This is a genomic window from Pantoea sp. ABR1s (assembly GCF_057812235.1).
On the sequence record NZ_JBSZSY010000004.1, the window covers coordinates 347832 to 372584 of the forward strand.

22 protein-coding genes are annotated in these 24753 nt (G+C 57.1%); 8 read left to right on the plus strand and 14 right to left on the minus strand.

Annotated features, from left to right (window positions below):
- Positions 1 to 297 precede the first annotated feature (297 nt).
- The 3 genes from malE (at position 298) to malG (ending at position 4110) form a co-directional block, all read left to right on the plus strand.
- On the plus strand, positions 298 to 1488 hold the full coding sequence (gene malE / locus ACXKZD_RS22770; protein WP_010247363.1) for a maltose/maltodextrin ABC transporter substrate-binding protein MalE: 1191 nt from the start codon (positions 298 to 300) through the stop codon (positions 1486 to 1488).
- A 57-nt stretch (positions 1489 to 1545) separates the two neighbouring features.
- A complete protein-coding gene (gene malF / locus ACXKZD_RS22775; RefSeq protein WP_033760231.1) occupies positions 1546 to 3069 on the plus strand; it encodes a maltose ABC transporter permease MalF in 1524 nt (507 codons plus the stop codon).
- Positions 3070 to 3219: 150 nt separating this feature from the next.
- Positions 3220 to 4110, plus strand: coding sequence for a maltose ABC transporter permease MalG (malG, locus tag ACXKZD_RS22780; RefSeq protein WP_010247369.1), 891 nt, complete (start codon positions 3220 to 3222; stop codon positions 4108 to 4110).
- An 86-nt stretch (positions 4111 to 4196) separates the two neighbouring features.
- Here the strand turns inward: malG and ACXKZD_RS22785 are convergent, their stop codons facing one another.
- The 11 genes from ACXKZD_RS22785 to ACXKZD_RS22835 all read right to left on the minus strand — a co-directional run bounded on the left by ACXKZD_RS22785 (position 4197) and on the right by ACXKZD_RS22835 (position 14803).
- Positions 4197 to 4805 carry a TetR/AcrR family transcriptional regulator gene (locus tag ACXKZD_RS22785; protein WP_033760229.1) on the minus strand — a complete coding sequence of 203 codons (609 nt, stop codon included), beginning with the start codon at positions 4803 to 4805 and terminating at the stop codon, positions 4197 to 4199.
- Positions 4795 to 5397 (minus strand): NAD(P)H-dependent oxidoreductase, encoded by a 603-nt coding sequence (locus ACXKZD_RS22790; RefSeq protein WP_033760228.1) that lies wholly within the window; start codon positions 5395 to 5397, stop codon positions 4795 to 4797. The genes ACXKZD_RS22785 and ACXKZD_RS22790 overlap by 11 nt, the downstream gene beginning before the upstream one ends.
- A 97-nt stretch (positions 5398 to 5494) precedes the next feature.
- Complete coding sequence (locus ACXKZD_RS22795) at positions 5495 to 6565, minus strand: iron-containing alcohol dehydrogenase family protein (RefSeq protein ID WP_033760226.1); 1071 nt, start codon at positions 6563 to 6565, stop codon at positions 5495 to 5497.
- A 9-nt stretch (positions 6566 to 6574) separates the two neighbouring features.
- Positions 6575 to 7243, minus strand: coding sequence for a methionine ABC transporter permease (locus tag ACXKZD_RS22800; RefSeq protein ID WP_022624728.1), 669 nt, complete (start codon positions 7241 to 7243; stop codon positions 6575 to 6577).
- A complete protein-coding gene (locus tag ACXKZD_RS22805) occupies positions 7231 to 8019 on the minus strand; it encodes a methionine ABC transporter ATP-binding protein (protein ID WP_050498567.1) in 789 nt (262 codons plus the stop codon). Before ACXKZD_RS22805 ends, ACXKZD_RS22800 begins: the two co-directional genes overlap by 13 nt.
- Positions 8012 to 8815, minus strand: coding sequence for a MetQ/NlpA family ABC transporter substrate-binding protein (locus tag ACXKZD_RS22810; protein ID WP_010670746.1), 804 nt, complete (start codon positions 8813 to 8815; stop codon positions 8012 to 8014). The genes ACXKZD_RS22805 and ACXKZD_RS22810 overlap by 8 nt, the downstream gene beginning before the upstream one ends.
- A gap of 22 nt (positions 8816 to 8837) precedes the next feature.
- The gene (locus ACXKZD_RS22815; protein WP_033760224.1) at positions 8838 to 9857 is read right to left on the minus strand and encodes an isopenicillin N synthase family dioxygenase; all 1020 of its coding nucleotides are present in this window, start codon (positions 9855 to 9857) and stop codon (positions 8838 to 8840) included.
- A gap of 131 nt (positions 9858 to 9988) precedes the next feature.
- Positions 9989 to 12304: a molybdopterin-dependent oxidoreductase gene (locus ACXKZD_RS22820; protein WP_488982264.1), complete on the minus strand. Its 2316-nt coding sequence runs from the start codon at positions 12302 to 12304 to the stop codon at positions 9989 to 9991.
- Positions 12305 to 12307: 3 nt separating this feature from the next.
- Complete coding sequence (locus ACXKZD_RS22825; protein ID WP_427053021.1) at positions 12308 to 12976, minus strand: methionine ABC transporter permease; 669 nt, start codon at positions 12974 to 12976, stop codon at positions 12308 to 12310.
- On the minus strand, positions 12960 to 13994 hold the full coding sequence (locus ACXKZD_RS22830) for a methionine ABC transporter ATP-binding protein (protein ID WP_010670742.1): 1035 nt from the start codon (positions 13992 to 13994) through the stop codon (positions 12960 to 12962). The genes ACXKZD_RS22825 and ACXKZD_RS22830 overlap by 17 nt, the downstream gene beginning before the upstream one ends.
- Positions 13991 to 14803, minus strand: a complete 813-nt coding sequence (locus tag ACXKZD_RS22835; RefSeq protein WP_064690725.1) for a MetQ/NlpA family ABC transporter substrate-binding protein — start codon at positions 14801 to 14803, stop codon at positions 13991 to 13993. The genes ACXKZD_RS22830 and ACXKZD_RS22835 overlap by 4 nt, the downstream gene beginning before the upstream one ends.
- Positions 14804 to 15022: 219 nt before the next feature.
- Here ACXKZD_RS22835 and ACXKZD_RS22840 point away from each other — a divergent pair, with 219 nt between their 5' ends.
- Together ACXKZD_RS22840 and proP are read left to right on the plus strand one after the other, a co-directional pair.
- A complete protein-coding gene (locus tag ACXKZD_RS22840; RefSeq protein WP_488982265.1) occupies positions 15023 to 16201 on the plus strand; it encodes an aminotransferase class I/II-fold pyridoxal phosphate-dependent enzyme in 1179 nt (392 codons plus the stop codon).
- Positions 16202 to 16510: 309 nt separating this feature from the next.
- Positions 16511 to 17977, plus strand: coding sequence for a glycine betaine/L-proline transporter ProP (proP, locus tag ACXKZD_RS22845; protein ID WP_010670739.1), 1467 nt, complete (start codon positions 16511 to 16513; stop codon positions 17975 to 17977).
- 53 nt (positions 17978 to 18030) lie between these two features.
- Here proP and ACXKZD_RS22850 read toward each other — a convergent pair whose 3' ends face one another.
- Positions 18031 to 18618: a CGNR zinc finger domain-containing protein gene (locus ACXKZD_RS22850; RefSeq protein ID WP_010670738.1), complete on the minus strand. Its 588-nt coding sequence runs from the start codon at positions 18616 to 18618 to the stop codon at positions 18031 to 18033.
- A 176-nt stretch (positions 18619 to 18794) separates the two neighbouring features.
- Between ACXKZD_RS22850 and ACXKZD_RS22855 the strand changes: the two genes are divergently transcribed.
- Positions 18795 to 19661, plus strand: coding sequence for an alpha/beta fold hydrolase (locus ACXKZD_RS22855; RefSeq protein WP_010247407.1), 867 nt, complete (start codon positions 18795 to 18797; stop codon positions 19659 to 19661).
- Between the two features lie 52 nt (positions 19662 to 19713).
- Here the strand turns inward: ACXKZD_RS22855 and ACXKZD_RS22860 are convergent, their stop codons facing one another.
- Positions 19714 to 20262 (minus strand): YbhB/YbcL family Raf kinase inhibitor-like protein, encoded by a 549-nt coding sequence (locus ACXKZD_RS22860; RefSeq protein ID WP_010247409.1) that lies wholly within the window; start codon positions 20260 to 20262, stop codon positions 19714 to 19716.
- Between the two features lie 257 nt (positions 20263 to 20519).
- Here ACXKZD_RS22860 and ACXKZD_RS22865 point away from each other — a divergent pair, with 257 nt between their 5' ends.
- Positions 20520 to 21398 carry a LysR family transcriptional regulator gene (locus ACXKZD_RS22865; RefSeq protein WP_488982266.1) on the plus strand — a complete coding sequence of 293 codons (879 nt, stop codon included), beginning with the start codon at positions 20520 to 20522 and terminating at the stop codon, positions 21396 to 21398.
- Between the two features lie 5 nt (positions 21399 to 21403).
- On the opposite strand, the gene ACXKZD_RS22870 is transcribed toward ACXKZD_RS22865, so the two are convergent.
- Complete coding sequence (locus ACXKZD_RS22870) at positions 21404 to 23041, minus strand: dihydroxyacetone kinase subunit DhaK (protein WP_033760207.1); 1638 nt, start codon at positions 23039 to 23041, stop codon at positions 21404 to 21406.
- Between the two features lie 258 nt (positions 23042 to 23299).
- On the opposite strand from ACXKZD_RS22870, the gene fucO reads away from it, so the two are divergent.
- Positions 23300 to 24448, plus strand: coding sequence for a lactaldehyde reductase (gene fucO / locus ACXKZD_RS22875; protein WP_022624719.1), 1149 nt, complete (start codon positions 23300 to 23302; stop codon positions 24446 to 24448).
- Positions 24449 to 24753: the final 305 nt, after the last annotated feature.

A 24753-nucleotide genomic window follows, 5' to 3' on the forward strand; every position in this document is an offset into this window, starting at 1 on the left:
TGCGAGAGGAAACTGACGGTAACATCCTCCACCGCAATGCATTCCGCTGGGGGAGGAGGCGGGAGGAGGAGAAACGCAGGCTGACGCCGCGGCCCGCACGCTGCCGCGCTTTTTTGTGATCGCTAACGCAGACCCGCAGGAATTTTTGTCGCGTAAGCGCCCGCTTAAGGGGCTTTTTGCCAGCGCGATCACAGCGGCAGGCCGAGGGGCGTAGAGCAGAGGAGGATGAGAAGCCCTGGCGGATAAGCACAATGATGCCGGTAAAGCATTCACCACTTCCGCTAACAGGATGGATTTATGACGATGAAAACCGGAGCAAGAATTCTGGCCCTTTCTGCCCTCTCTGCCGTGCTCTTTTCGGCAAGCGCGATGGCAAAAATTGAGGAAGGTAAACTGGTCATCTGGATCAACGGTGACAAGGGCTACAACGGCCTTGCCGAAGTGGGTAAGAAATTTGAGCAGGAGACCGGCATCAAAGTTACGGTCGAACATCCTGACAAAATGGAAGAGAAGTATCCGCAGGTCGCAGCGACCGGCGATGGCCCGGATATTATCTTCTGGGCACATGACCGTTTCGGCGGCTACGCGCAGTCCGGCCTGCTGGCTGAGATCACGCCGGATGCCAGCTTCCGCGAGAAGATTTTCCCGTTCACCTGGGACGCGGTGCGCTTTGACGGCAAGCTGATTGGCTATCCGATTTCCGTTGAGTCGCTGTCACTGATCTACAACAAGAAGCTGCTGCCGAACCCGCCAAAAACCTGGGAAGAGATCGCCGGTCTCGACAAGCAACTGCGCGCCAAAGGCAAAAGCGCCATCATGTTTAACCTGCAGGAACCCTACTTCACCTGGCCGCTGCTGGCCGCAGGCGGGGCTTACGCCTTTAAGCTCACCGACGGACATTATGACGTGAAGGATGTCGGCGTCGATAACGCCGGTGCTAAAGCGGGCATGCAGTTCCTGGTCGATCAGGTTAAAGCCAAAACCCTGAATGCGGACACCGATTATTCGATTGCTGAGGCCGCCTTTAACAAGGGCGAAACCGCCATGACCATTAATGGTCCGTGGGCGTGGGGCAACCTCGACAAGAGCGGCATCGACTATGGCGTCACCGAATTGCCAACCCTGAACGGTAAACCGTCGAAAGCTTTTGTCGGCGTGCTGAGTGCCGGGATCAACGCCGCCAGTCCTAACAAAGAGCTGGCGAAAGAGTTCCTGGAGAATTATCTGCTGACTGACACCGGTCTGGATGCGGTCAACAAAGATAAGCCGCTGGGTGCCGTGGCGCTGAAATCTTTCCAGCAGACGCTGGAAAAAGATTCGCGTATCGCCGCCACCATGAACAATGCCCGTCAGGGTGACATCATGCCAAATATCCCGCAGATGGCGGCATTCTGGTATGCGATGCGCACCGCTACCCTGAACGCGCTGGGCGGTCGTCAGAGCGTCGACGCCGCACTGAAAGATGCTCAGGCCCGTCTGAAGAAGTAATTCTCCCCTTGCAGCCGGGGCAACCCGGCTTGAGTGACCGTTAAGGAAAACCGCATCATGTCAGGAAAACCGAAAACGCGCAGTGTGCTGTTGAAAAGCGTTCTCATCGGGATCTGCTGTCTGCTGGTCGGCTATCTGCTGGTGCTGATGTACGCGCAGGGCGAATATCTGTTTGCGCTGCTGACGCTGATCCTCAGTGCGACCGGACTGTGGATTTTTGCTAACCGTCGCGCCTATGCGTGGCGTTATGTCTATCCCGGCGTGGCGGGAATGGCGCTGTTTGTACTGTTTCCCCTTGCCTGCACGATTGCCATTGCCTTTACCAACTACAGCAGCAGCAACCAGCTCACCTTTGAACGGGCGCAGCAGGTTTTGCTGGGCCGCACCTTCCAGTCGGGTGAAGCAGTCAGTTTTTCTCTGTTCCCGGCCGGCGATCGCTGGCAGCTGGTGCTGAATGATGGCAAAGACTATGTTTCGCCGCCGTTTCAGTTTGGCGCTGAACAGACGCTGAAAATGGCCCCTGCCGCACCACCGTCAGGTGAACGGGCGAACTTCAGAGCGATCACGACCCATCGTCAGGCGCTGAGCCAGATCCGGGCTGAACTGCCGGATGGTCGTCAGTTGCGGATGAGTTCGCTGCGCCAGTTCTCCGGCACCCAGCCGCTCTATCGGGTGGGTGCGCAGGATGAGCTGATCAATCAGCAGAGCAACGCGCGCTATCGCGCTAATCCGCAGACCGGTTTCTATCAGGCGATTAACGCCGACGGCAGTTGGGCGAACGAAACCCTGAGCCCCGGCTTTACCGTGAATACCGGCTGGAAAAACTTCGTGCGGGTGTTTACTGACGAAGGGATTCAGAAGCCGTTCCTGGCGATATTTGGCTGGACGCTACTCTTCTCGCTGATCACCGTGGTGCTGACCGTCGCGGTGGGTATGGTGCTGGCGTGTCTGGTGCAGTGGGAGGCGTTGCGCGGCAAAGCGGTCTATCGGGTGATGCTGATTCTGCCCTATGCCGTGCCGGCGTTTATCTCGATCCTGATTTTCAAGGGGTTGTTCAACCAGAGCTTTGGTGAAATCAACGTGATGCTCAGCGCGCTGTTTGGCGTGAAGCCGGCCTGGTTCAGCGACCCGACGCTGGCGCGCACCATGCTAATTATCGTCAATACCTGGCTCGGCTACCCCTACATGATGATCCTCTGCATGGGCCTGCTGAAGGCGATTCCGGACGATCTCTATGAAGCCTCGGCGATGGACGGTGCAGGACCGCTGCAGAACTTCTTCCTGATAACTCTGCCGCTGCTGCTGAAACCACTGATGCCGCTGATGATCGCCAGCTTTGCCTTTAACTTTAATAACTTTGTGCTGGTGCAGTTACTCACCAACGGCGGGCCGGATCGCCTCGGCACCACCACGCCAGCCGGTTACACCGATTTGCTGGTGAACTACACCTGGCGCATCGCCTTTGAAGGCGGCGGCGGGCAGGACTTTGGGCTGGCCGCCGCTATCGCCACGCTGATCTTCCTGCTGGTGGGTGCGCTGGCGGTGATTAACCTGAAAGCCTCGCGGATGAAATTCGACTAAGCGTCTGGCCCGACAGGCGTCATGGTTGCAGGCAGTCCGGACGCGAAGAGCGTGGAACAACCGGAACCTGGGAGGTGAGGATTGTGAGCACTGCCCGGGTTCAGACTGACAAATAAAATAGCCTGATGGACCAGGCTCTGAGGAGTTGTTATGGCTATGGTACAACCGAAATCGCAACGGCTGCGTCTGTTCACCACGCATCTGCTGCTGCTGTTATTTATCGCGGCGATTCTCTTTCCCCTGCTGATGGTGATTGCGATTTCGCTGCGTGCCGGGAACTTCGCCACCGGCAGCCTGATCCCGGAGCAGATCTCGTGGGAGCACTGGCGGCTGGCGCTGGGTTTCAGCGTGGAACATGCGGATGGCCGGGTGACACCGCCGCCCTTCCCGGTGCTGCTCTGGTTATGGAACTCGATCAAGATTGCGGCAATCAGTGCGCTGGGCATCGTGGCGCTCTCTACCACCTGCGCCTATGCCTTTGCCCGTATGCGCTTTACCGGCCGTGCCAGCCTGCTGAAAGGGATGCTGATATTCCAGATGTTCCCGGCGGTGCTGTCGCTGGTGGCGCTCTATGCCCTGTTTGATCGTCTCGGCCAGTATCTGCCCTTTATCGGGCTGAATACCCACGGTGGGGTGATCTTCGCCTATCTGGGCGGTATCGCGCTGCATGTCTGGACCATCAAAGGCTATTTCGAGACTATCGACGGGTCACTGGAAGAGGCGGCCGCGCTGGATGGCGCAACGCCGTGGCAGGCGTTCCGGCTGGTGCTGCTGCCGCTGTCGGTGCCGATTCTGGCGGTGGTGTTTATTCTGGCGTTTATCGCCGCGGTGACTGAAGTGCCGGTCGCCTCGCTGCTGCTGCGCGATGTAAACAGCTACACCCTGGCGGTCGGAATGCAGCAGTACCTCAATCCGCAGAACTATCTGTGGGGCGATTTCGCCGCTGCGGCGGTGCTCTCCGCGATTCCGATCACCCTGGTTTTCCTGCTGGCGCAGCGCTGGCTGGTGAGCGGTTTAACCGCAGGCGGGGTGAAAGGCTAAAACGATCATCATTGTACGTTGCCACTACTTACACAACGCCTGTTGTGGTTGAAGGATTCGGCGGCCTGCGGGCCGCCTTTTTTATGCTAATCCGATTCCGACGCACGGCTGCCTGCCACCAGCGCCACGACCATGGCAGTGATCGCCTGCTCTCCTTCCCGTTTGCTGACATCGCCGCGTGCCACCGCACCTGCGATGGCATCCGCGCCCCCCAGCAAGCCCCACATGCCTGCTTCCGGAATACCGCTGCTGCCTGCCAGAGGGGCAAACCAGCGCTGACAGCGGGCGATGAAATCGAGCTGATAGTGGCGTTTGACGGCAGCCAGTTCCGGTGAGGTGCTGAGCGCTGACAGCAACTCCGGAATCTCACGCCCCTCCGTCATCACACAATCCACATAACAGGCCGCAAGCACTTCCGCTTTTTGTTGCATCACCATCGGTGCGGCATTCATCGCCGCTTCCATCTTTTCGGTCTGGCGACGATCAAAATCGTCATACAACGCCGCCAGCAATCCATGACGGGTGGTGAAGTGGTCATAAACCACCGGTTTACTGACCCCCGCCGCGTCGCCGACTCTGGCCAGCGTCAGTGCCTCGCTGCCTTCGGTTTGCATTATCTGCCACGCGACGTCTGACAACTGCCTGCGTCGTGCTTCGCGTGACAGACGCTTACGGGGTGTTTTTTCAACGGTCATGCTTTTCCTGATGGGTGAACAGACGCTGGCCCAGTTGATGCGCCAGCTGATAGTGTGACTCAGGATAACCTTCATCGCCGCTAAGCAACAGTTCACTGGCCCCCACCGGCGCACCGCAATAGTCAAAGATGCCGTGATCGATCTGATTCCGCATGCTGGCGAAATAGCCGCGCCGCAGAAAGGTTCGGGTGTCAGCCGCGCCAATCGCAAGCAGATGCACGGGAAGATGGCCGAGGCGTTTTACGATATGGCCATCCTGCTCATCAAAGGCCCAGCCCGCGATGAAGACGCGGTCTATCCAGCCTTTAAGCTGTGCCGGAAATGACCACCAGTAGACCGGATAGACCAGCACCAGCGCATCGGCACGATCCAGCCGCTGCTGTTCTGCCAGCACATCGGGCGGCGTCGGCGCCAGACCGTTGAAATGTCTGTGATCGCTGAGCGTAAAACGTGGATCAAACCCTTCTGCCGCCAGATCGGCCTGTTCAGCCGTATGATGGCCTGTCGCGAAAATGCCCTGCGCCAGCTGGTCCGCCACGCGGTGGGTGTGAGCGTCCTGATTGGGATGGGAAGTCACTATTAATGCATGCATCGTCGTCACCTTACCTGTTTAGCCATTAAGCTACTAAAGGTAAGTTACTATTGGTAGGTTAGCAAGCGGCGACCACTGATCGATTCGCTGACCGCACTTACTGTTTAAACGCAGAAGTCGCCAGCAAGGCCTGCTCCAGCAGAGGATGATCGAACGTAAAGGGAAGGTGCGCCAGGCTGGCGGAGGGGAAATGGATCTGCTGCGCAATCTGTCTCATCCTGTCCGCGTTAATCGCCGCAGGCAGCGTCAGGGGAGAGTGGAAACGGCGCAGCAGCGCCAGCAGTTCAGGCTCCACCTGCTTACCCTGCTGTTCAATCCAGGATTGTACCAGCAAGCTAAAGCCGACCTTTTCACCATGCAGCCAGTTATGCAGCTCTGGCTGGTGAGTCAGGCGATCGTGGATGATATGGGCAAAACCGGGGGTTGCCATCTCATCCTGAATACTGTTAGCCAGCCCCGCCAGCACAATGTTGGCTTCAATCACTTTCTCCAGCGCCGGGGTGACCTGCTGCCTGATGTTATCGGCCACTGCCGTGTCTCCCCAGCGTTTCAGCACCGTCACCGCCTGCCAGGCGGCTGCGACTTTAAGATCCAGCGCCAGCTGGTGCGGCGTCTGTCGCTGATAAGGCTCAAATTCAAACCATTTGGCCAGCGCATCCACGATCCCGGCCCGCAGATAACGTACCTCGCTGCGGGCGATGACCTCGCTGTCCACCAGAATCCGCTCCGGCATGGCATTCAGTGGCTGGCTGCGCAGATGGCCGCCGCGCTCATCATAGATAATCGCCAGCGGAGACCAGGCGGCACAGGTGGCGGCCAGCGTGGCGAAGTTAACCAGCCGGATATCCGGCAGCGCGTCGTTGACCGCTTTGGCACAGTCCAGCACCCGCCCGCCACCCACAGCCAGAATCAGGGTAGCGCCATGCGTCTGCACCTGCTGTTGCAGCGCAGCAATCGCCGCATCGGTACACTCACCGGTCAGGGTGTCGAGCTGCCAGCGGATCCCCGCCCGTTCCAGACTTATGCTCATGTCAGGATTCACCGCCTGCCAGGCCCGCGGCGAGGTGAGGATGTGAATATGCGAGGCAAGCGGCCAGATAATTTCTCCCACCCCGGCCCGCAGCCCTGGCCGTTGCAGATAGCCTTTCGGCGACATCACGCGAAACATGGTTGCTCCTTATCGACGATAAGCCAGCGAGCGTACCAGCCGGTCGCCGAGTTTCTGAATAAGCATCACAAGCGCCAGCAGCACCACAATGGTGGCCGCCATGATTTGGTTATCGAAACGCTGATAACCGTAGCGAATCGCCAGATCGCCCAGCCCGCCACCGCCAACCACGCCCGCCATCGCCGAGAAGCCAATCAACATCACAATCGTCAGGGTAACGCCCGCCACCAGCGCGGGAAGCGCTTCCGGCAGCAGCACACGGCTGACGATATGCCACAGGGTACCGCCCATTGATACCACCGCTTCTATGCGGCCGCGGTCGACCTCATCCAGCGCGTTCTCCACGATGCGGGCAAAGAAGGGAAATGCCCCCAGCGTAATCGGCACAATGGCGGCAGTGCTGCCCAGCGTGGTGCCGACCAGCAGACGGGTAAAGGGGATCAGCGCAATCAGCAGCACCACAAACGGCAAGGCGCGTCCGGTATTTACCAGCGTATTCAGCAGCAGTGAAATCGCGCGATTGGGCAGAATGCCTTTTGGCCGGGTCAGAAACAGCAGCACGCCTACCGGCAGCCCTATCGCGACCGTGAAAAGGGCCGCCAGCAACACCATATACAGTGTTTCGCCAGTGGCGTTCAGCAGCAGTTCCTGAAACCGCTCACTACTCATGCTACGCATCGGGTTAACGCCTCGTGCTGATATTTTTCGATAAACGCCCGGTCTGCTTCGCCATCCTTCAGCAGCATTTTGCGCAGGCGTCCCTCTTCACGTCCCATGATCTGGCTCAGGCTGCCGCTCTCAACCAGCTGGCCATTCTCAAGCAGCGCCGCCCCGTCACAAATCCGCTTCACCACCGCCATTTCATGGGTGATCAATACAATGGTGATATTGAGCTGCTGCTGAATATCGGCCAGCAGATCGAGAATCGAAGTAGTGGTTTCGGGATCCAGCGCGCTGGTCGCCTCATCGCACAGCAGATAACGGGGTCGGGCGGCCAGCGCGCGGGCGATGCCGACGCGCTGTTTCTGTCCACCGGAGAGCTGCGACGGCCAGGCCGCCGCAAAGGAGGCCAGCCCCACCAGTTTCAGCAGCGATGCGACCCGCTCGCGGCGTTCAGCCGCAGGCACACCGGCAATCTCCAGCGCCAGATCGACGTTGTCCTGCACGTTGCGCGAATGCAGCAGATTGAAGTGCTGGAAGATCATCCCCATCTGCTGTCGCTGCTGACGCAGTTGCGCCAGGCTCATCGCAGCGAGATCCTGCCCGTCAATTTCAATCAGGCCGCTGGTGGGACTCTCCAGCCGATTGAGGCAGCGCAATAGTGTACTTTTTCCCGCTCCGCTCCGACCGAGGATGCCAAAGATGGTCCCTTCTTCGATGGTGAGTGAGATGTCGTCTAACGCTGGCGCAGATGCGCCAGGATACTGTTTGCTGAGATGACTGAGTTTAATCATGCTGCTGGTCCGCAACCGGAATCACTGAGCCCTGATAATTTTTACGGATAAACTCCGCTACCTGCGGCGAGCGCAGATCTTTCGCCAGCTGTAACACGCGGGGATCTTTCGCCAGTTCTGGCGTCGTTACCAGCAGGTTGGCGTAGGGATTATGTGCTGCAGACTCCAGTCCCAGCGCATCTTTCGCCGGGGTCAGACCTGCTTCCAGCGCGTAGTTGCCGTTGATAATTGCGGCATCCACATCATCCAGCGAGCGTGGCAGCTGCGGCGACTCAATCTCAACGATCTTAATTTTCTTCGGGTTTTCACTGATATCTTTTGGCGTCACCAGCGTCGAACCCGTTTCACCCTGCGCGTTGAGTTTGATCACCCCTTTGTCCTGCAGCAGCCAGAGTGCGCGGCTCAGGTTAGTGGTATTGTTCGGTACCGCAATGCTGGCCCCTTCAGGTAGCGCCGCTAAACTTTTCACTTTCCGCGAATAGATACCCAGCGGCTCGATGTGAACACTGGCGGCCACGGCAAAGGTTTTCCCCAGCGCCTTCTCCTGATCTTTCAGGTAAGGCAGATGCTGGAAGTAGTTGGCATCCACATCCCCGGCGGCCAGCAGCTCATTGGCATTCACGCCCCCGCTCAGCTCAACAATTTTGAGATCCAGTTTCGGATCCAGGGTTTTGACATACTCCAGGATTTCCGCATGGGGCAGCGGATCGGCCGCTACGCGCAGCGGCGCGGCCTGTAAACTCTGGGCAATCAGCAGTGAAAGACCGGCCAGGGCCAGAAAGCGCTTTTTAATCATCATCATTTATCTCTTATCGTTATCAGTGGGTGTTGTGTTCGGGGTAGAAACGCCGGGCAACTTCCGGATGCGAACGCAGCCGGCCTTTAAGGTAGTTCCAGCCCACTTCGCGCAGCAGCGGATTAAGCGGATCGCTGCTCGGTCCCTGTGCCAGTTCAGCCAGCTGAGGAGGCAGTTGATAGATCGGCACCACGGCGTCGAGTTGCGCGCCAAGGAAAAAGGCGATGGATAAGCGCTCGCTGCTCTGCGGTGGCGACACCACACGATGCACCGTCGCGCGCAGATAACCGTTGGTCGCCAGCTCCAGCAGCTCGCCAATGTTCACCACAAACGCGCCCGGCAGTGGTGAGGCATCGATCCAGTTGTCCGGCGTCACTTCCACCTGTAAGCCCGGCTGATCGTCCTGCAGTAACATCGTCAGGAAGCCTGAATCTTTGTGCGCGCCAACACCCTGGCGTGATTCGCCCTCCGTGCGGCCCGGATAACGGATCAGTTTGATATGTTCGTTGGGATAGTCGCCATAGAGGTTATCGAAGGCGTTGCGCGGCAGATTCAGTGCCCCGGCAAAGGCGCGCAGCAGCTCCAGCGCCACCGCTGTCATCTGCTGCTGCCAGCGGGTGACCACCGTTTGCAGTTCAGGTAAGGCTTCAGGCCACTGATTCGGCCCCTGCATCCGTTGCCAGGTGGGTGAATCGGCGGTAACGGGCAGCGCTTCCCGTTCCGCACCAATATCAAACTGCTCGCGATAGTCAGGCTGGCTGCGGGTTATTTCAACCCCCGCCAGGTTATAGCCGCGAAAATGCGGCGAGTTCGCCATCGCCACTGCGGATTTATCCGCCTGTGGCAGGGCAAAAAATTTCCGCGCGACGTGCTGAACCTCATCTAATAGTTCACGGTCGATGCCGTGATTGATTAAATAGAAGAAACCGACATCACGCGCGGCCTGGCTTAATTTTTCCAGGACCTGTTGCTGCTGCTGTTGATTACCTGACAATAATGCGAAATCAATTACCGGCAATTCTGCTGTGGTTAACGCGCTCATGATTGACACTCTGTTGGCATGGAATCGCTTTACACTGCCATTTCATTTATGCGTTAACTACCAACTAATCCTGCTATGTATATGCGACGGATGGGAATATCCCACCACGCCGCGGGCTTTAAACCCGCAGATTACTCTGCGCTCCACGCCACGAATGCCGGCGGTAACCATGCCGTAATCTCAGGCAAAGGCTGTTGATAAAGCGCAATCTCGACAAAACAGGTCTGCGCACTGCACCCCTGGCCGAGTCGTGAACTGCCGCTATCCTGGGTCAGCACATTGGGATTGCCGTGTTTATCCAGCGGCTGGCCCTCCTGCTGATCGAGCGGGTCATACCAGGCGCCGGTCGACATCTGTACGACACCCGGCAGGATATCCTGCGTCAGATGCACACCCGCCAGCAGCGCGCCGCGTCCGTTAAAGACTTTTACGATGCTGTTCTCCTCAATGCCGCGCGCAGCAGCATCTTCAGGATGCATCCAGAGTGGCTCACGCCCGGCAATTTTGGTGGCCCGGCTGACCCGTCCATGATCGTACTGACTATGCAACCGGGTCCGTGGCTGGCTGGAGAGCAGATGCAACGGCCACTGCTGCTTTTCCTGCTGTTGCGCCTGGTATTCCGGCGCATACCAGCAGGCAAATCCGGGCGCTTCGTCATACCCGAAATCGGCCACTTGCTGAGAAAAAAGCTCGATTTTCCCCGACGGCGTGCTGAGCGGGGCTGACTCCGGGTTATCGCGAAACGCTTTTAGCAGGATCTGCGGCGTCTCTGGCGCGGGATACTCCACCACTCCCTGTGACCAGAACGCCTCAAAGGGCGGCAGTTCGATGCCATGCGCTGCCGCGCGTGGCCGGGAATCTTCAAAGAGTGACTGAAGCCACTGGCGCTCATCACGCCCCTGCGTAAAGGCGTCAGCAAAACCGAGCCGCTGCGACAGAGCGGCAAAAATTGCGTAATCCGATTTTGCAGCTGCAAACGGCGGCAGATGCTGCGGCATGGCGATGATAAAACCGTCGTTGCTGGCGCTGCCAATATCTTCACGCTCCAGCGACGTGGTCGCAGGCAGCACGATGTCGGCAAATTTTGCCTGCGCCGTCCAGAACTGCTCATGCACAATTACAGTGTCCGGCCGCTGCCAGGCGCGTATCAGCTTGTTGATATCCTGATGATGATGAAAGACATTGCCGCCCGCCCAGTAGACCAGCCGGATGTCGGGATAGACCCGCTGTTGCCCATCAAACTCATAGTGCCCTCCGGGATTGAGCAACATGTCGGCGATGCGTGCCACCGGAATCGTCTCCTGAACCGGATTATGACCGGCGGGCAGACGAGGCCCGGAAAACTGTCGCCGGGCGGCACCGGCCAGATTGGTTGAGGCGTAACCAAAGCCCAGCCCGCCGCCGGGCGTGCCGATCTGACCCAGCAGAGCGCTAGTCGCAACGGTGGCCCAGAAAGCCTGCTCGCCCTGCCGCGCCCGCTGCACTGACCACGCAATATTCACCATCGTTTTATGCGCCGCCATCTGCCGTGCCAACGCACGGATTTCCGCGGCCGCCAGCCCGGTCAGCGGAGCGGCCCATTCTGGCGTTTTAGCTATACCGTCGCGTTCACCCAGCAGGTAGGCGGCATAGTGGTCAAAGCCCACCGTGTAACGTTCTGTGAATGACGCATCGTAAAGAGATTCAGTAATTAACACCTGCCCGATTGCCAGTAACAGCGCCGTATCGGAGCCGGGCTGTATCGCCAGCCACTCCGCATCCGCCACCCCAGCGAGATCGTTTCTGACCGGACTGATGTTGATAAACCGGGTGCCATTCTGCCGTAGCGTGGTTAACCAATGAGAAAGCGCATGGTCATTAGCCCCGCCGCCATTGACCTGCGCATTGCGCAGCGGCAACCCCCCGATAGCCACAAACAGTTCGCAATGCTCTGCCAGAACCGGCCAGTGGGTATGGTGACGTTGTAACTCATCGAGGTTGCCGATGATGTGCGGCAGCGTGCGTTCTCCGGCCGCAATGCTGTAGGTGTTGGTGCTGGCGATATAGCCGCCATAGTGGTTAAAGAAACGATGAAGCTGGCTCTGGGCATGATGGAAACGTCCGGCACTCGACCAGCCGTAAGAGCCGGCGTAGATCGCCTGATTGCCGTGCTCTGTTTTGACACGCTCCAGCTCCTCCGCCACCAGCTGCAATGCAACATCCCAGCTCACTTCCACAAACGGCTCTTTGCCGCGCCCGTTGCGGGATGCGCTTCTGTTCTGGAGATAACCGAGCCTGACGGCCGGATTTTTGACCCGGGTTTCGCTTTGCACCGCGCCCGGTAACGACTGCCCGATCGCAGAGGGATTACGGTCCCACGCCACCGGCCTGACCGACGTCAGCATGTCCCCTTCGGTGGTGACGTGATACGTGCCCCAGTGCATAACAGCTAAATCATTCTTTTTCATGGCTCACTCGCGTCGGATACGGCACGAGAGACGCGTACCCAGGGTTTGCAGTAGCTGGACAATGACAATCAGCACCAGCGCAGTCGAAATCGTGGCAAAGGCATCAAAGCGCTGATAGCCGTAAGTAATGGCGAGGTCGCCAATGCCGCCGCCGCCCACCGTGCCCGCCATCGCCGTCGCACCCAGCAGGCCGATAGTGGCGGTGGTCAGGGCTAACACCAGCGACGAGGCGGCTTCCGGTATCATGAAATACCAGATGGTCTGCAGCGTGGTGGCACCCATCGCATTGGCTGACTCCAGAATGCCCTCATCCACCTCCAGCAGGGCATTCTCCACCAGCCGTGAAATATAGGGCGCGATAAATATCACCAGTGGCACAATGGCCCCCGCCGTACCGATGGTGGTGTTCACCAGCAGGCGCGTCAGCGGCAGAATAGTGATCAGCAGAATAATAAACGGCAGTGAACGGATGATATTCACTATCGGGTTCAGCAACTGATGTACCAGTCGATTCGGCTGTATCCCACCCGGACGACAGATCACCAGCACAATGCCAAGCGGCAGGCCCAGCAGCGAACCAAAGCCCAGAGATAGCGCCACCATGATCAGCGTGTCCTGCATCGCCGTCAGGAACTGATCGCCGGTAACGGCGGTTTCAAAGAGTTCTGACATCACTGATTTTCACTCCGGTCGCGATGAGAAACTGGATGGCCGCCTCGCGTCTTGCGGGCTCGCCTTTGATCTGCACAATCATGAAACCCAGAATGGTACGCTGTACTTCCGTCATGCTGGCGAACAGGATATTCACTTCAACCTCATGTTCACGGATCAGGCGATTGATGATCGGCTGTTGTGCCGTGCTGCCGACAAACTCCAGCCGCAACACGTCGACAGCCGGATGCTGGCTTAACAGCGCAAGGGTCTGCTGTGGCAGGCGATCGTGGATAACGGACTGCACAAAGCTGGCGCTCACCGACTGTTGCGGTTCAGCAAACAGCGACAGGACATCGCCCTGTTCAACGATACGGCCCTGCTCCATCACCGCCATCCGGTTGCAGATCTTCTGGACCACCGACATCTCATGGGTGATCAGGACAATGGTGATGCCGTAACGCTGATTAATCTCCTGTAACAGCAGCAGAATCTGTACCGTGGTCTGGGGATCCAGCGCGGAGGTTGCCTCATCACACAACAGAATCGCGGGATTGGTTGCCAGCGCGCGGGCAATTCCGACGCGCTGTTTTTGTCCGCCGGAGAGTTCATCCGGGTAGCTGTGGGCTTTGTCGCTGAGGTTAACAAACGCCAGCAGCTCCGCTACACGGGTGGCGATAAAATCTTTATCCCGGCCCTGTAAAATCAGTGGGATGGCGACGTTGTGAAACACCGTTCTGGCATTGAGCAGATTGAAGTGCTGGAAGATCATGCCAATCTGCTTTTTGACCTGAATTAAGCGCTTTTTGCTGATCCCTTGTAACGCTTCACCCTGCACCTCAACCGAGCCGGTTGTGGGGGTCTCCAGGTGATTAATCAGGCGCAGCAGCGTACTTTTTCCGGCTCCACTGGTGCCGATGACGCCAAAGATGTCACCCTGGTTGATGCGCAGATTAATCTCCTTCAGCGCCTGCACTTCTGCACCGTTACGCGCAAATGTTTTGCTGACATGGCGAAACGCAATGGCTACCTGACTCATTTGAAATAATCTGGCAGCAGATAGCCCGCATACTGCGCATTACCGGTGATATAGCTTTTAAATTCTGCTGAGTGGTAGCCGGCAATAATGTCACGGGCAAACTGAGCCTGCTTATTTTTACCGGCAACCGTCACCACGTTAATAAACTGGCTGGTTGCCGCTTCCAGTTTCAGTGCCGAATTGAGTTTCATGCCACTGGATACCGCGAAGTTGCCCTGAATGACTCCATAGTCAACGTCGGGAAGTGCACGCACCTGCTGGGCGTTATCCATCTCTTTGAGCACGATTTTGTAGGGGTTTTCCGTGATATTTTTCTGCGAAAAAGTGGCAGCATCGCTATCGGGGCTGATTTTGAGCCAGCCGATGCTCTGGAGTAACAGCGCCGCCCGATACTCATTTGAGGGCTGGTTGGGCACAGAGACCGTGCTGCCTGGTGCGGGTTGAGTCAGCGTTTTCACGCGCCCAGAGTAGAGCCCCATTGGCGGGGTCGGCACCTGCACAATCCCAACGTTATCAATGCCAAGCCGCTCATTAACCGACTTAAGATAGACGGGATGCTGCATGATATTGGCGTCAATCGTCCCGCGATGAACAGCATCATTAACCTGAATTCCATCACTGAAATCTTTATACTCCAGAGTATACCCCTGCCTGATTAATAAGGGCGCGACGCCTTTTTCAAATTGCTCTTTATAAGGCCCTGGATTAAATCCAATCCGTATTTTCTTCTGGTCGGCTGCCTGAGCGGCAGAAATAAAAAGGCTGGCGGTGGTCAGCGCCAGAATAATTCCCCGGGATGTGATCTGCATTGTTTGCCCTGATTCATTATTGTGAGAGCGATCGATTTAATCACAGCCATCGCGGAGAGGAACAGGCAAAACCCAGCCCCGACTTTGGCTTATTTATGCTAACGATAGTCACATGCTGGATATTCGAATCCTTGCAAAGAACAGCGTTATTTCTGCTAAAGATTTTAATGTCAGCTGTGTCATCCTTCCTCGCTTAACACTGTTTATTGCGGGAGAGATATGGCGGAGTTTGCAGCTTCAGAGATGGTCGCAGGGCTGGAAGAGAACCTCTTCAGCATGCTGGAAAAGCAGGCAGCACAACTGGATGATGCGCTGTTACCGCTGATCGATCTCTCCTCCGGCAGTCCACGTCAGCCAACGCCGCCCGCGGTAATCACTTCATTACAGGCTGCGGCAGCGAAACCGGAGAACCATGAGTATCCCTCGTTCTGGGGCAAACCCGCGCTGCGCCGTGCTATCGCAGCCTTCTACCAGCATCACTACGGCGTCACGCTCGATCCTGAAACTGAAGTGGCGCTGTTCCAGGGCGCGCACATTGGCGTCAACGGTTTTCCCCGCGCCCTGCTCAATCCGGGGCAGGTGTTGATCTCTACCGATCCCTGCTATCCGCTCTACCGCTCAGCGGCCCGTCAGGCAGGTGCCGATTTTTATGGCATTCCGCTGGAGGCGCGCAATGCTTTCCTGCCCGATTTCACCCAGGTGCCGGACGATATCGCGGCGCGTGCCGGTCTGCTGCTGCTCAATTATCCCCATAATCCCACTGGCGCACTGGCGACAGCCGCGCTGTTCGCCGACGCGCTGGCCTTCGCCCGCCAGCATCATGTTCCGCTGATTCATGACTTCGCCTATGCCACGCTGGGCAGTGAGTCGGGCGAACAGCCGCTGAGTCTGCTGGCACAGCCCGATGGCAAAGCCTGGGGCGTGGAAATCTACACGCTGTCAAAAAGCGCACTCATGGCAGGCTGGCGGGTGGGATTTGCGGTGGGAAACGCCTCGATGATTGCAGCATTTAAAAAACTTCATACTCATAGCTACAGCACGGTGTATGGCGCGGTGCAGGATGCCGCCATCACCGCGTTGTCGCTGCCCGCTGAACAACTCAGCTTGCTGGCAGAGCATTACCATCAGCGGCGCAGAGTGATTTTAGCCAGGCTGGCAGCAATGCACTGGCCGGTACGCGCCCGTCAGGGCACCTTTTTCCTCTGGCTGGCAGCGCCAGCTGGTTTCACCGGGGAGCAATTCGTCGCCCTGCTACTGGCCCAGTGTCATCTGCTGGTGGCACCGGGTAACGGGTTTGGCGCAGCGGGTCGTGATTATATTCGCATCAGCCTGACAACCGGGACGGAGCAATTACTGCAGGCGCTGGATCGCATCGACGAACTGAAACTGTTTAAGTAGCGCATCAGCACCGGGAAAACCAGTTCCAGTTATAACCAGAGCGCCAGCCGCAAGTTATTACCAAATGTTCAGACCCGTAAGCAGGCGTGAATAAGTTCACTATGCTGGGTTTGTCAGTAAATGCAGTTATTTCGGCTGAAAACTTGCAAAAACTTACAATCGTAGTCTAGAGTTTACCGGCTGCGGTTTCTGCCGCTTCACTTAAAAATTATTCGGCTTCTTATAGCTTTCATTTCCACGGTTTCTTCTGAACATTGTTTGCGGCTGCGAAAGCTATAAGACTCCTTCATTGATGCACCTGAGGAGAATATGGACACCAGAAACTCATCGTCTGAACACCCAAAGAAACATTTCTGGAACAGGAAGCCAAAAGAGCTGACTGTTGACGACATTACCGTAATCGACAACGACATGCTTAAGCGTGCAGTTGGCGCAGCTGCGTTAGGTAATGCGATGGAATGGTTCGACTTTGGCGTATACAGCTATCTCGCCGTGATCATCGGCAAAGTCTTCTTCCCGGATGCCAACAACGCGGTACAGCTAATCGCCACCTTTGGTACGTTTGCCGCGGCCTTCCTGGTACGTCCGATTGGCGGCCTGGTATTTGGCCCGCTGGGTGACCGCATCGGACGGCAGAAAGTGCTGGCGATGACGATGATCATGATGTCGATTGGTACGTTCTGTATCGGTCTGATCCCGGCTTACTCTTCAATAGGCATCATGGCACCGATTCTGCTGCTGGTGGCACGTCTGATCCAGGGCTTCTCAACCGGTGGTGAATATGGCGGCGCAGCGACCTTTATCGCGGAGTACTCTACCGATAAACGCCGGGGCTTTATGGGCAGCTTCCTGGAATTCGGCACCATCGGCGGTTACCTGCTGGGTGCCAGCCTGGTCACGGTGATGACCACCGTGATGTCGAATGAGGCGATGATGTCCTGGGGCTGGCGCGTGCCGTTCTTTATCGCCGCGCCGCTGGGCCTGTTTGGTCTCTATGTGCGACTGAAGCTGGAAGAGACTCCGGCTTTCCAGCAGCACATGGAAAAACAGGAAGCACTGGAGCAAAGCAAGCCGCGTCTGACGCTGATGCAGATGCTGAGCAAATACCGCGCACCGATGATGAAATGTATCGGTCTGGTGCTGCTGTTTAACGTCTCTAACTACATGCTGACCTCGTACATGCCGAGCTATCTGACCGGCGTGCTGGGTCTGCCAGAGTTAAGTGGCCTGCTGCTGGTGATGGTGGCGATGTTCGTGATGATGCCGCTGACGCTGCTGTGGGGTCGCTGGACTGACCGCATCGGTCGTCGTCCGGTGATTGCCTTTGGTGCGGTGGGTCTGATCCTGCTCGCCATCCCGAGCTTTATGCTGATCGGGTCCGGTAATATGTGGGCGGTATTTGGCGGCCTGATGATTCTGGGTGTACTGCACACCTGCTTCAGCGGCACTATGCCTTCGACGCTGCCTGCGCTGTTTACTACCGATATCCGTTACAGTGCGCTGGCCATCGGCTTCAACCTGTCGGTATCGCTGTTTGGGGGTACGACACCGCTGATTACCGCGTGGCTGGTGGATACCACTAAAAACAATATGATGCCGGCTTACTACATGATGGGCGCGGGCGTGATTGGCCTGCTCACCATTCTGACGGTACGTGAAACAGCCCGTCAACCGCTGACCGGTTCATCCCCTGCGGTAGCGACCAAAGCGGAAGCGCATCGCCTGATCGACAAGCTGCGCAAGCGGCACAAGCCATCAGCGACCACCGCGAAATAACTGTTCTGACACCCTGCTCTGCAGGGTGTTTTTTTATCTGCCGTCCGAACTATTTACCCAGCTGATTTAACTGCCCTGAAACGCGCCACTTTCGCCCGATTGCCACACAGCGCCATGCTGCACCAGCGGCGGCGATGCGCTTTGGTGCGATCGTAAAACCACAGTGTACAGGCGGGATGTTCACAGCCACGGACTCTGCTGAAGTCCTCCTGCGCCAGCAACATCGCGGTCTGTTCCGCAACCTGTCCCAGCCGCTGCATCACACTCTGGCCCGCATAGACCCGCCTGATTTTTAAGGCACCCGGCTCCCCGGTCATTTGCAGATGGCTGGTCGCTTCACCCAGCCAGGCGTTCAGCGCCTGAATATCAACGCCCTCTCCCGCTTTGTGCTGCTGCACGTTATCACGAATGATCTGACGTAAGTGACGCGCTGCTTCCAACAGCGCACCCGGTTCATGCTGCGGAGCCGGGGCGTCTGGTGCCAGTCCGGCCTGGTGTAGCCAGGCTTCAACATCCTGATCGGTTTGCCAGAAGTCGTGCGGCTGGCCTTCCACGATGGCCAGGGTATTGATGAAATCCAGCGCCGGATGATCGGCCAGAAACCACGGTCCCTGGGCGGTGTGTGATTGCGTTTCCGCCATGATATTGCCTCCCTTGTTAACTCTACTGATGCCACTGTAACCGACAAAGGATTATTTGAATAGTTACACCGCCCTTATTGTAACCGTTATAAATTGATTTGACAGGTTACATTCTGGCTGCATAATGACTCTTAGTAACCCCATAAATACCACTTAACCAGTTACAGGAGTTCAGCATGCGTGATCAATCCATTTCGTACCGTTACCAGCAGGCCGATGGCGTCAATATTTTCTATCGCGAAGCGGGCGATCCTTCCCTGCCGGTACTGCTGCTGTTGCATGGCTTTCCCACCTCTTCACATCAGTTCCGCAATCTGATCCCGCTTCTGGCCGATAAATTTCATCTCATCGCACCCGATATGCCGGGCTTTGGCTTCACTGAAGTGCCTGCTGAGCGCAACTATTCCTGGACCTTCGACGCGCTGGGCCAGACGCTGACCGCCTTTGTCGATGCACTGGGGCTGGAACGTTATGCGATGTATGTTTTCGACTATGGCGCACCTGCCGGTCTGCGACTGGCACTGGCTTACCCCGATCGCGTCAGTGGACTGATATCACAAAACGGTAACGCCTATCTGGAGGGATTAGGAGAGGCCTGGGCGCCGGTCCGCGCCTACTGGGACGATCCCAGCGAAGCAAATGGTCAGGTGATCCGTGACGCCATCCTGACGCTGGAAGGGGTGAAGTGGCAGTATCTGCATGGGGTGAGCGATCCGCAGCAGATCGCCCCGGAAACCTATACCCTGGATACTCTGCTGATGGAGCGCCCCGGTAACAAAGATATTCAGCAGGCCCTGTTTCTCAATTACGCCAGTAATCTGAAACGTTATCCGGAATTTCAGGCGTTCTTTCGCCAGCAGCAGGTGCCAACGCTGGTGATCTGGGGCAAGCACGATCCGTTCTTTATTCCACCGGGCGCAGTGGCCTGGCAGCGGGATAATCCACAGGCGGTGGTCGAGATGCTGGATAGCGGCCACTTCGCGCTGGAGACACACACGCATCACATTGCGTCGCGCATCCGCGAGATGTTCAGTGGCGACTAATCCGCTGCGCGCAGAGGCAGGCTGTTCAGCGCTGCCTCTGCAAGCGTGCAGGTCACTCATTGCTAAAGCGGCCAACGGTGCTGGCCGCGCCCAGCGCATGGCCTTTCAGCTGTGCAACCAGCTCTGCCTGGGTTAACCCCGCTTTCAACTGACCCACCGGCAAATCGGTGGCGATCAGCACAAAGTTATAGTGATGCAGCCCACTGCCTGCAGGCGGACAAGGGCCATAATAGTGCAGCGTCCCTGGGGTATTTTTTCCGCCGGTGTAGTCCTTGCCCTTTGTCAGAGCCCCCTGCGCAAATGACGAGCGGCTGGCGGGAATGTTATAGGCCACCATGTGGGTAACGCCGAGCCCTTTGGCCCCGACCGGATCGGTCATCAGAAGAGCCAGACTGCGGGTGCCCGCCGGAATCGCAGACCAGTTCAATTCGGGAGAGATATTCTCACCGGTACAGGAAGGATTACTTTTATTCGCACCGGCAAACTTTTTATCCAGTAGCGCATTATCGCTGAAGTCCTGTGATTGCAGCGTAAATACCGACGCCGCCAGCGTGGTCATTGGCAAAACGGCCAGCACCGTCGCGCAGAGTAATTTTTTCACCAGCCACTCCTTATCAGATTACTTAAGAGATTATGTTCCGTATGGATTGCGTCACTGCCTGATTACTATAACGGCTTTAACGCGATTGACCCGACTGACCGCCTGTTCAGGGGTAAGGAAACGGCAAATCTATGATCTCCGTCGCGCTGGCTGAGAGAGCTGACGCGTTGCCCTGTGACGCATTACCCGATATAAGTAAACGCGTCTGGCTGAAGTTTCGCCTGAATCATCGTCACTGTCACCGATAAGTGGACACTATGCAGATTGAAGATCTCCGGATTTACGTTGCCGTAATGCATGCTGGCAACTTTACTGCAGCAGCTGAGCATCTGATGCTATCGAAACAGTATGTCAGCCGCCGCATGGCTGCGCTGGAGGCATCATTAGGGGTACGACTGCTGATCCGTAACACCCGTAAGCTGTCTGTAACGGATGCAGGTTTAGTGTTCGCGCAACATGCTCAGCGCATTCTGGATGAGATTCAGGAAGCGCAACTGGCGGTGTCAGAGCAGCAGCAGGCGCTGCGCGGCACCTTCCGAATCAATCTGCCGATGTCCTTTGGCATGAGCCACCTCTCCCCCCTGATTGCCGAATTTCTGAGCCACCATCCGTCATTGCAGTTTCATATTGAGCTGGCTGACCGCTATGCCGATGTGATTGGCGAAGGCGTTGATATGGCGATTCGCATCGGTACGCTGGCTGATTCCACACTGATTGCCCGTCCGCTCGGCGAGCTGAAGCGGGTTATCTGCTGCAGCCCCCGCTATCTGGAACGGGCAGGCGTGCCGCAGCAGCCAGAAGCCTTGCTGCAACATGCCTGTCTGCGCTACGGACGTGAAGGTCAGAATGGCTGGGAACTGCAGGTCAATGGTAAACCCAAGTGGCTGGCGGTTCAGGGACCGATGGTGAGTAACAATGGCGAGGTCCTGCGTGATGCCGCACTGGCAGGCTTAGGACTGGTATTGTTACCCGCCTTTATCGTTGAGACAGCCCTGCAACGCGGTGAGCTGGTGACCGTGCTGGACGACTATCTGCCGCCCGCACTCTCTCTGAATGCGGTTTACCCGCAGCACCGTCAGCGCAGCGAAGTAAACCGCCAGTTACTGGCCTTTCTCCAGGCGCGTTTAGCGTCGTGACAGGATTAAAGTTTTTTTAATGCCGCAAAGACCCTGGCGACAGCAACGGCACCCGGATCAGACACGCCGTTGAGGTTAGCACTGTTGAGATAAGATGATCGGCCCGCTTTTGCTTTCCCCATGCTGGCGGTTGCATCACTGCCCTGCTGTGCCGCATCAGCCGTCTCTGCCAGCGATTTACCCGCCACCAACGCCTCGATTGCCGGTTGCAGCGCATCAATCAGCGTGCGATCTCCTGGTTGTGCCCCGCCATACTGCTTCATCTTCTCCAGACCCTGTTGCAGGGCCGCGGGCAGCGCATCGCCTTCGGCCAGCTGCTGCGCAGCAGCAGTGAAAAAGATCGCCATCAGTACGCCGCTGGAGCCGCCCATCACCGTAGCCAGTCGCTCACCCGTCACCGCGAGCAGATCGGGCAAGGCATTTAACGGCAGCTGATTATCTGCACATTCGCGTTGGATCTGGCGTGCGCCAGCAGCAAAGGTCGAACCGGTATCGCCATCACCGACCTGCGCATCCAGTTTGTTCAGCTCGCTTTCGCTGGCGATCAGGGTTTCACAGATGCTGTTAACAAACGCAGCGACGGTCGGGTTATCTGAGGGTTGCGCCGGATGCGCTGTTGCCTCTTTTGTCGCGTTTACCGGCTGCAGCGGTGCGATTTTAACCGCCTGAACCCAGCCGGTGACCTCAACCGGCGCACAGATCGCCTCATCGAACAACGGCGTCAGCGTCATGGAGGTGACGGAAAAGCCCTTCATGTCCAGCGCGGTCATCAGCGGAGCCGGGCCAATCAGATAATCACTGCCCCGGCTGAGCGGCGACTCAATCAGGTCGCGTGTGACCAGACTCATCTCCAGCGCGGACATGCCGCCAAGATTATTGATTAACAGCGCGCGTGGCTGATCGTTGTCCGGCATCACTTTCTCCAGCAGATGCTGCACAATCTGCTGACTGTTTTGCGTCTGCATGACGTCAACACCCGGTTCGCCATGAATCCCCAGCCCCATTTCAACGCTGCCGTCTGGCACCCGCTGGCCGGTCTGTTCATCCGGCAGATGGCAGCTTGAGAGCGCAACGCCCATGGTGGCGATAGCACGACTGGCTGCCTCTGCTGCCTCGGTCACCGCCGCCAGGTCATCACCCCGCTCTGCGACGAAGCCCGCCACTTTATGCACCAGCAACGTGCCCGCGACGCCGCGTGGCTGAGGGTTATCGGGCAACGCAACATCATCACCGACAATCACCATATTGACGCTGAATCCCGCTTTGCGCGCTTTTTCTGCCGCCAGACCGAAGTTGAGGCGATCTCCGGTGTAGTTTTTCACAATCAGCAGACATCCCGCCTCACCGGTAATATTGATGATGGCGTTGTAAACCGCGTCAACGCTGGGGGAAGCAAAAACATCGCCACAGACGGCAGCCGTCAGCATCCCTTTGCCGATAAAGCCGACATGGGCCGGTTCATGGCCTGAACCACCACCGGAAATCAGCGCGACCTGCTGTTTTTGCCAGTCATTACGCATCACGATGCGAATGCGCGGATCGACCTGCAACCGGACCAGATTGCGCCACGGGCTTGCGTAAATCATGCCATCTAACGCGCTGTCGACGAGATCATCCTTTTTATTCATTACGAATCGGGTCATGTCTTCTTTCCTCATAGGCATGCGGGTTTGCTGATGACCCAGTGTTACATACCACTGACGACAGTGAGAAATCCATCAACAGGTCAGTAGCCTGATTTCAGACATACCGCACGAAAACCAGCTGACACAGGCGCAGTGATTTTTACTAATTGATTGATTTTTATCAAATGTCTTTACCTGAAAGTGAGAGGTTCTGCGCAGAACATGAACCGGGGATCACGGATGGTAAAAATTCATTTGTTAACAGAGGATGTTTTAATGACCCAACGTATGATTCTCAATGAAACCGCCTGGTTTGGTGCTGGTGCTTTGCGCCATTTGCCGGAAGAGGTACAACGTCGCGGGATGCGAAAAGCACTGATCGTCACTGACAAAGCGCTGGTCGCGGCGGGTGCGCTGAAGCGGGTGACCGATCTGCTGGCGCAACATCAGCTTGACTGGGCGGTGTATGATGAGGTGGTGCCGAATCCTACCATTCGGGTTGTGCAGCAGGGTGTTGCGGTGTTCAGAGAGTCAGGTGCCGACTACCTGATCGCCATTGGCGGCGGCTCACCACAGGATACCAGCAAGGCGATCGGCATTATTATTAATAACCCTGAGTTTGAAGATGTCCGCAGCCTGGAAGGCGTCAGCCCCACCCGTCATCCGTGCGTGCCGATCATCGCTATCCCGACCACGGCAGGCACCGCCGCAGAAGTGACGATTAATTACGTCATTACCGATGAAGAGAATCGCCGTAAGTTTGTCTGTGTCGATCCCCATGACATACCGAAAGTGGCGATCATTGATGCGGAGATGATGGCGAGCATGCCAGCGTCGCTGAAGGCTGCGACCGGTATTGATGCCCTTACTCATGCCATTGAAGGCTACATCACGCGCGGAGCCTGGACCCTGACCGATATGCTGCACCTCAAAGCCATTGAGATTATCAGCCAGTCACTGCGCGGATCGGTGGCAGGAAATATTGAGGCGGTTGAGCAGATGGCGCTGGGACAATATGTGGCCGGTATGGGTTTCTCTAATGTCGGCCTTGGTCTGGTGCATGGCATGGCACACCCGCTGGGCGCCTTTTACAATGTCCCGCACGGCGTAGCCAATGCCATTTTGCTGCCGCAGGTGATGGCGTGGAATGCCTCAGGCACTGGCGAAAAATATCGCGACATTGCCCGCGCAATGGGTGTGAAACAGGTTGAGTCATTGTCGCTGGATCAGGCGCGGGAAGCGGCGGTCGCCGCGGTGCGTCAGCTCTGTCGCGATGTGGGTATTCCCCGCTCGCTGCGTGAAGTGGGCTTAAAAGAAGCGGATATCCCTGCACTGGCACAGGCCGCGCTGGATGATGTCTGTACCGGCGGCAACCCACGTACGCCGGACCTGGAGGACGTGATGGCGTTATACCGCCAGAGTTAAAGCGCATATCCTGTAGTGATGCACTGCCGATAACAGGCCCGTCCTCGCTGGCGGGCTTTTTTACGTCATGGCAACGCTTAATCCGGGAGCCTTCGCCAGAGGTTGTTGAGTCTGGCTGACGGCATCAGCCAAGGTTTAAGCCGCGTTTATCCTGCCTGGTTTCAGCCTGAAATCGCCCGCTGTTACGGTGAAGTTCAGCGAGCGAACCAACTGCCCCTACCCATGATTTCTTTAGATGCTAAACCCTGATTCACTTGATCTGGATCACAAAAATCCGCATCATGCGCAGCGAAAACCTTAATGAC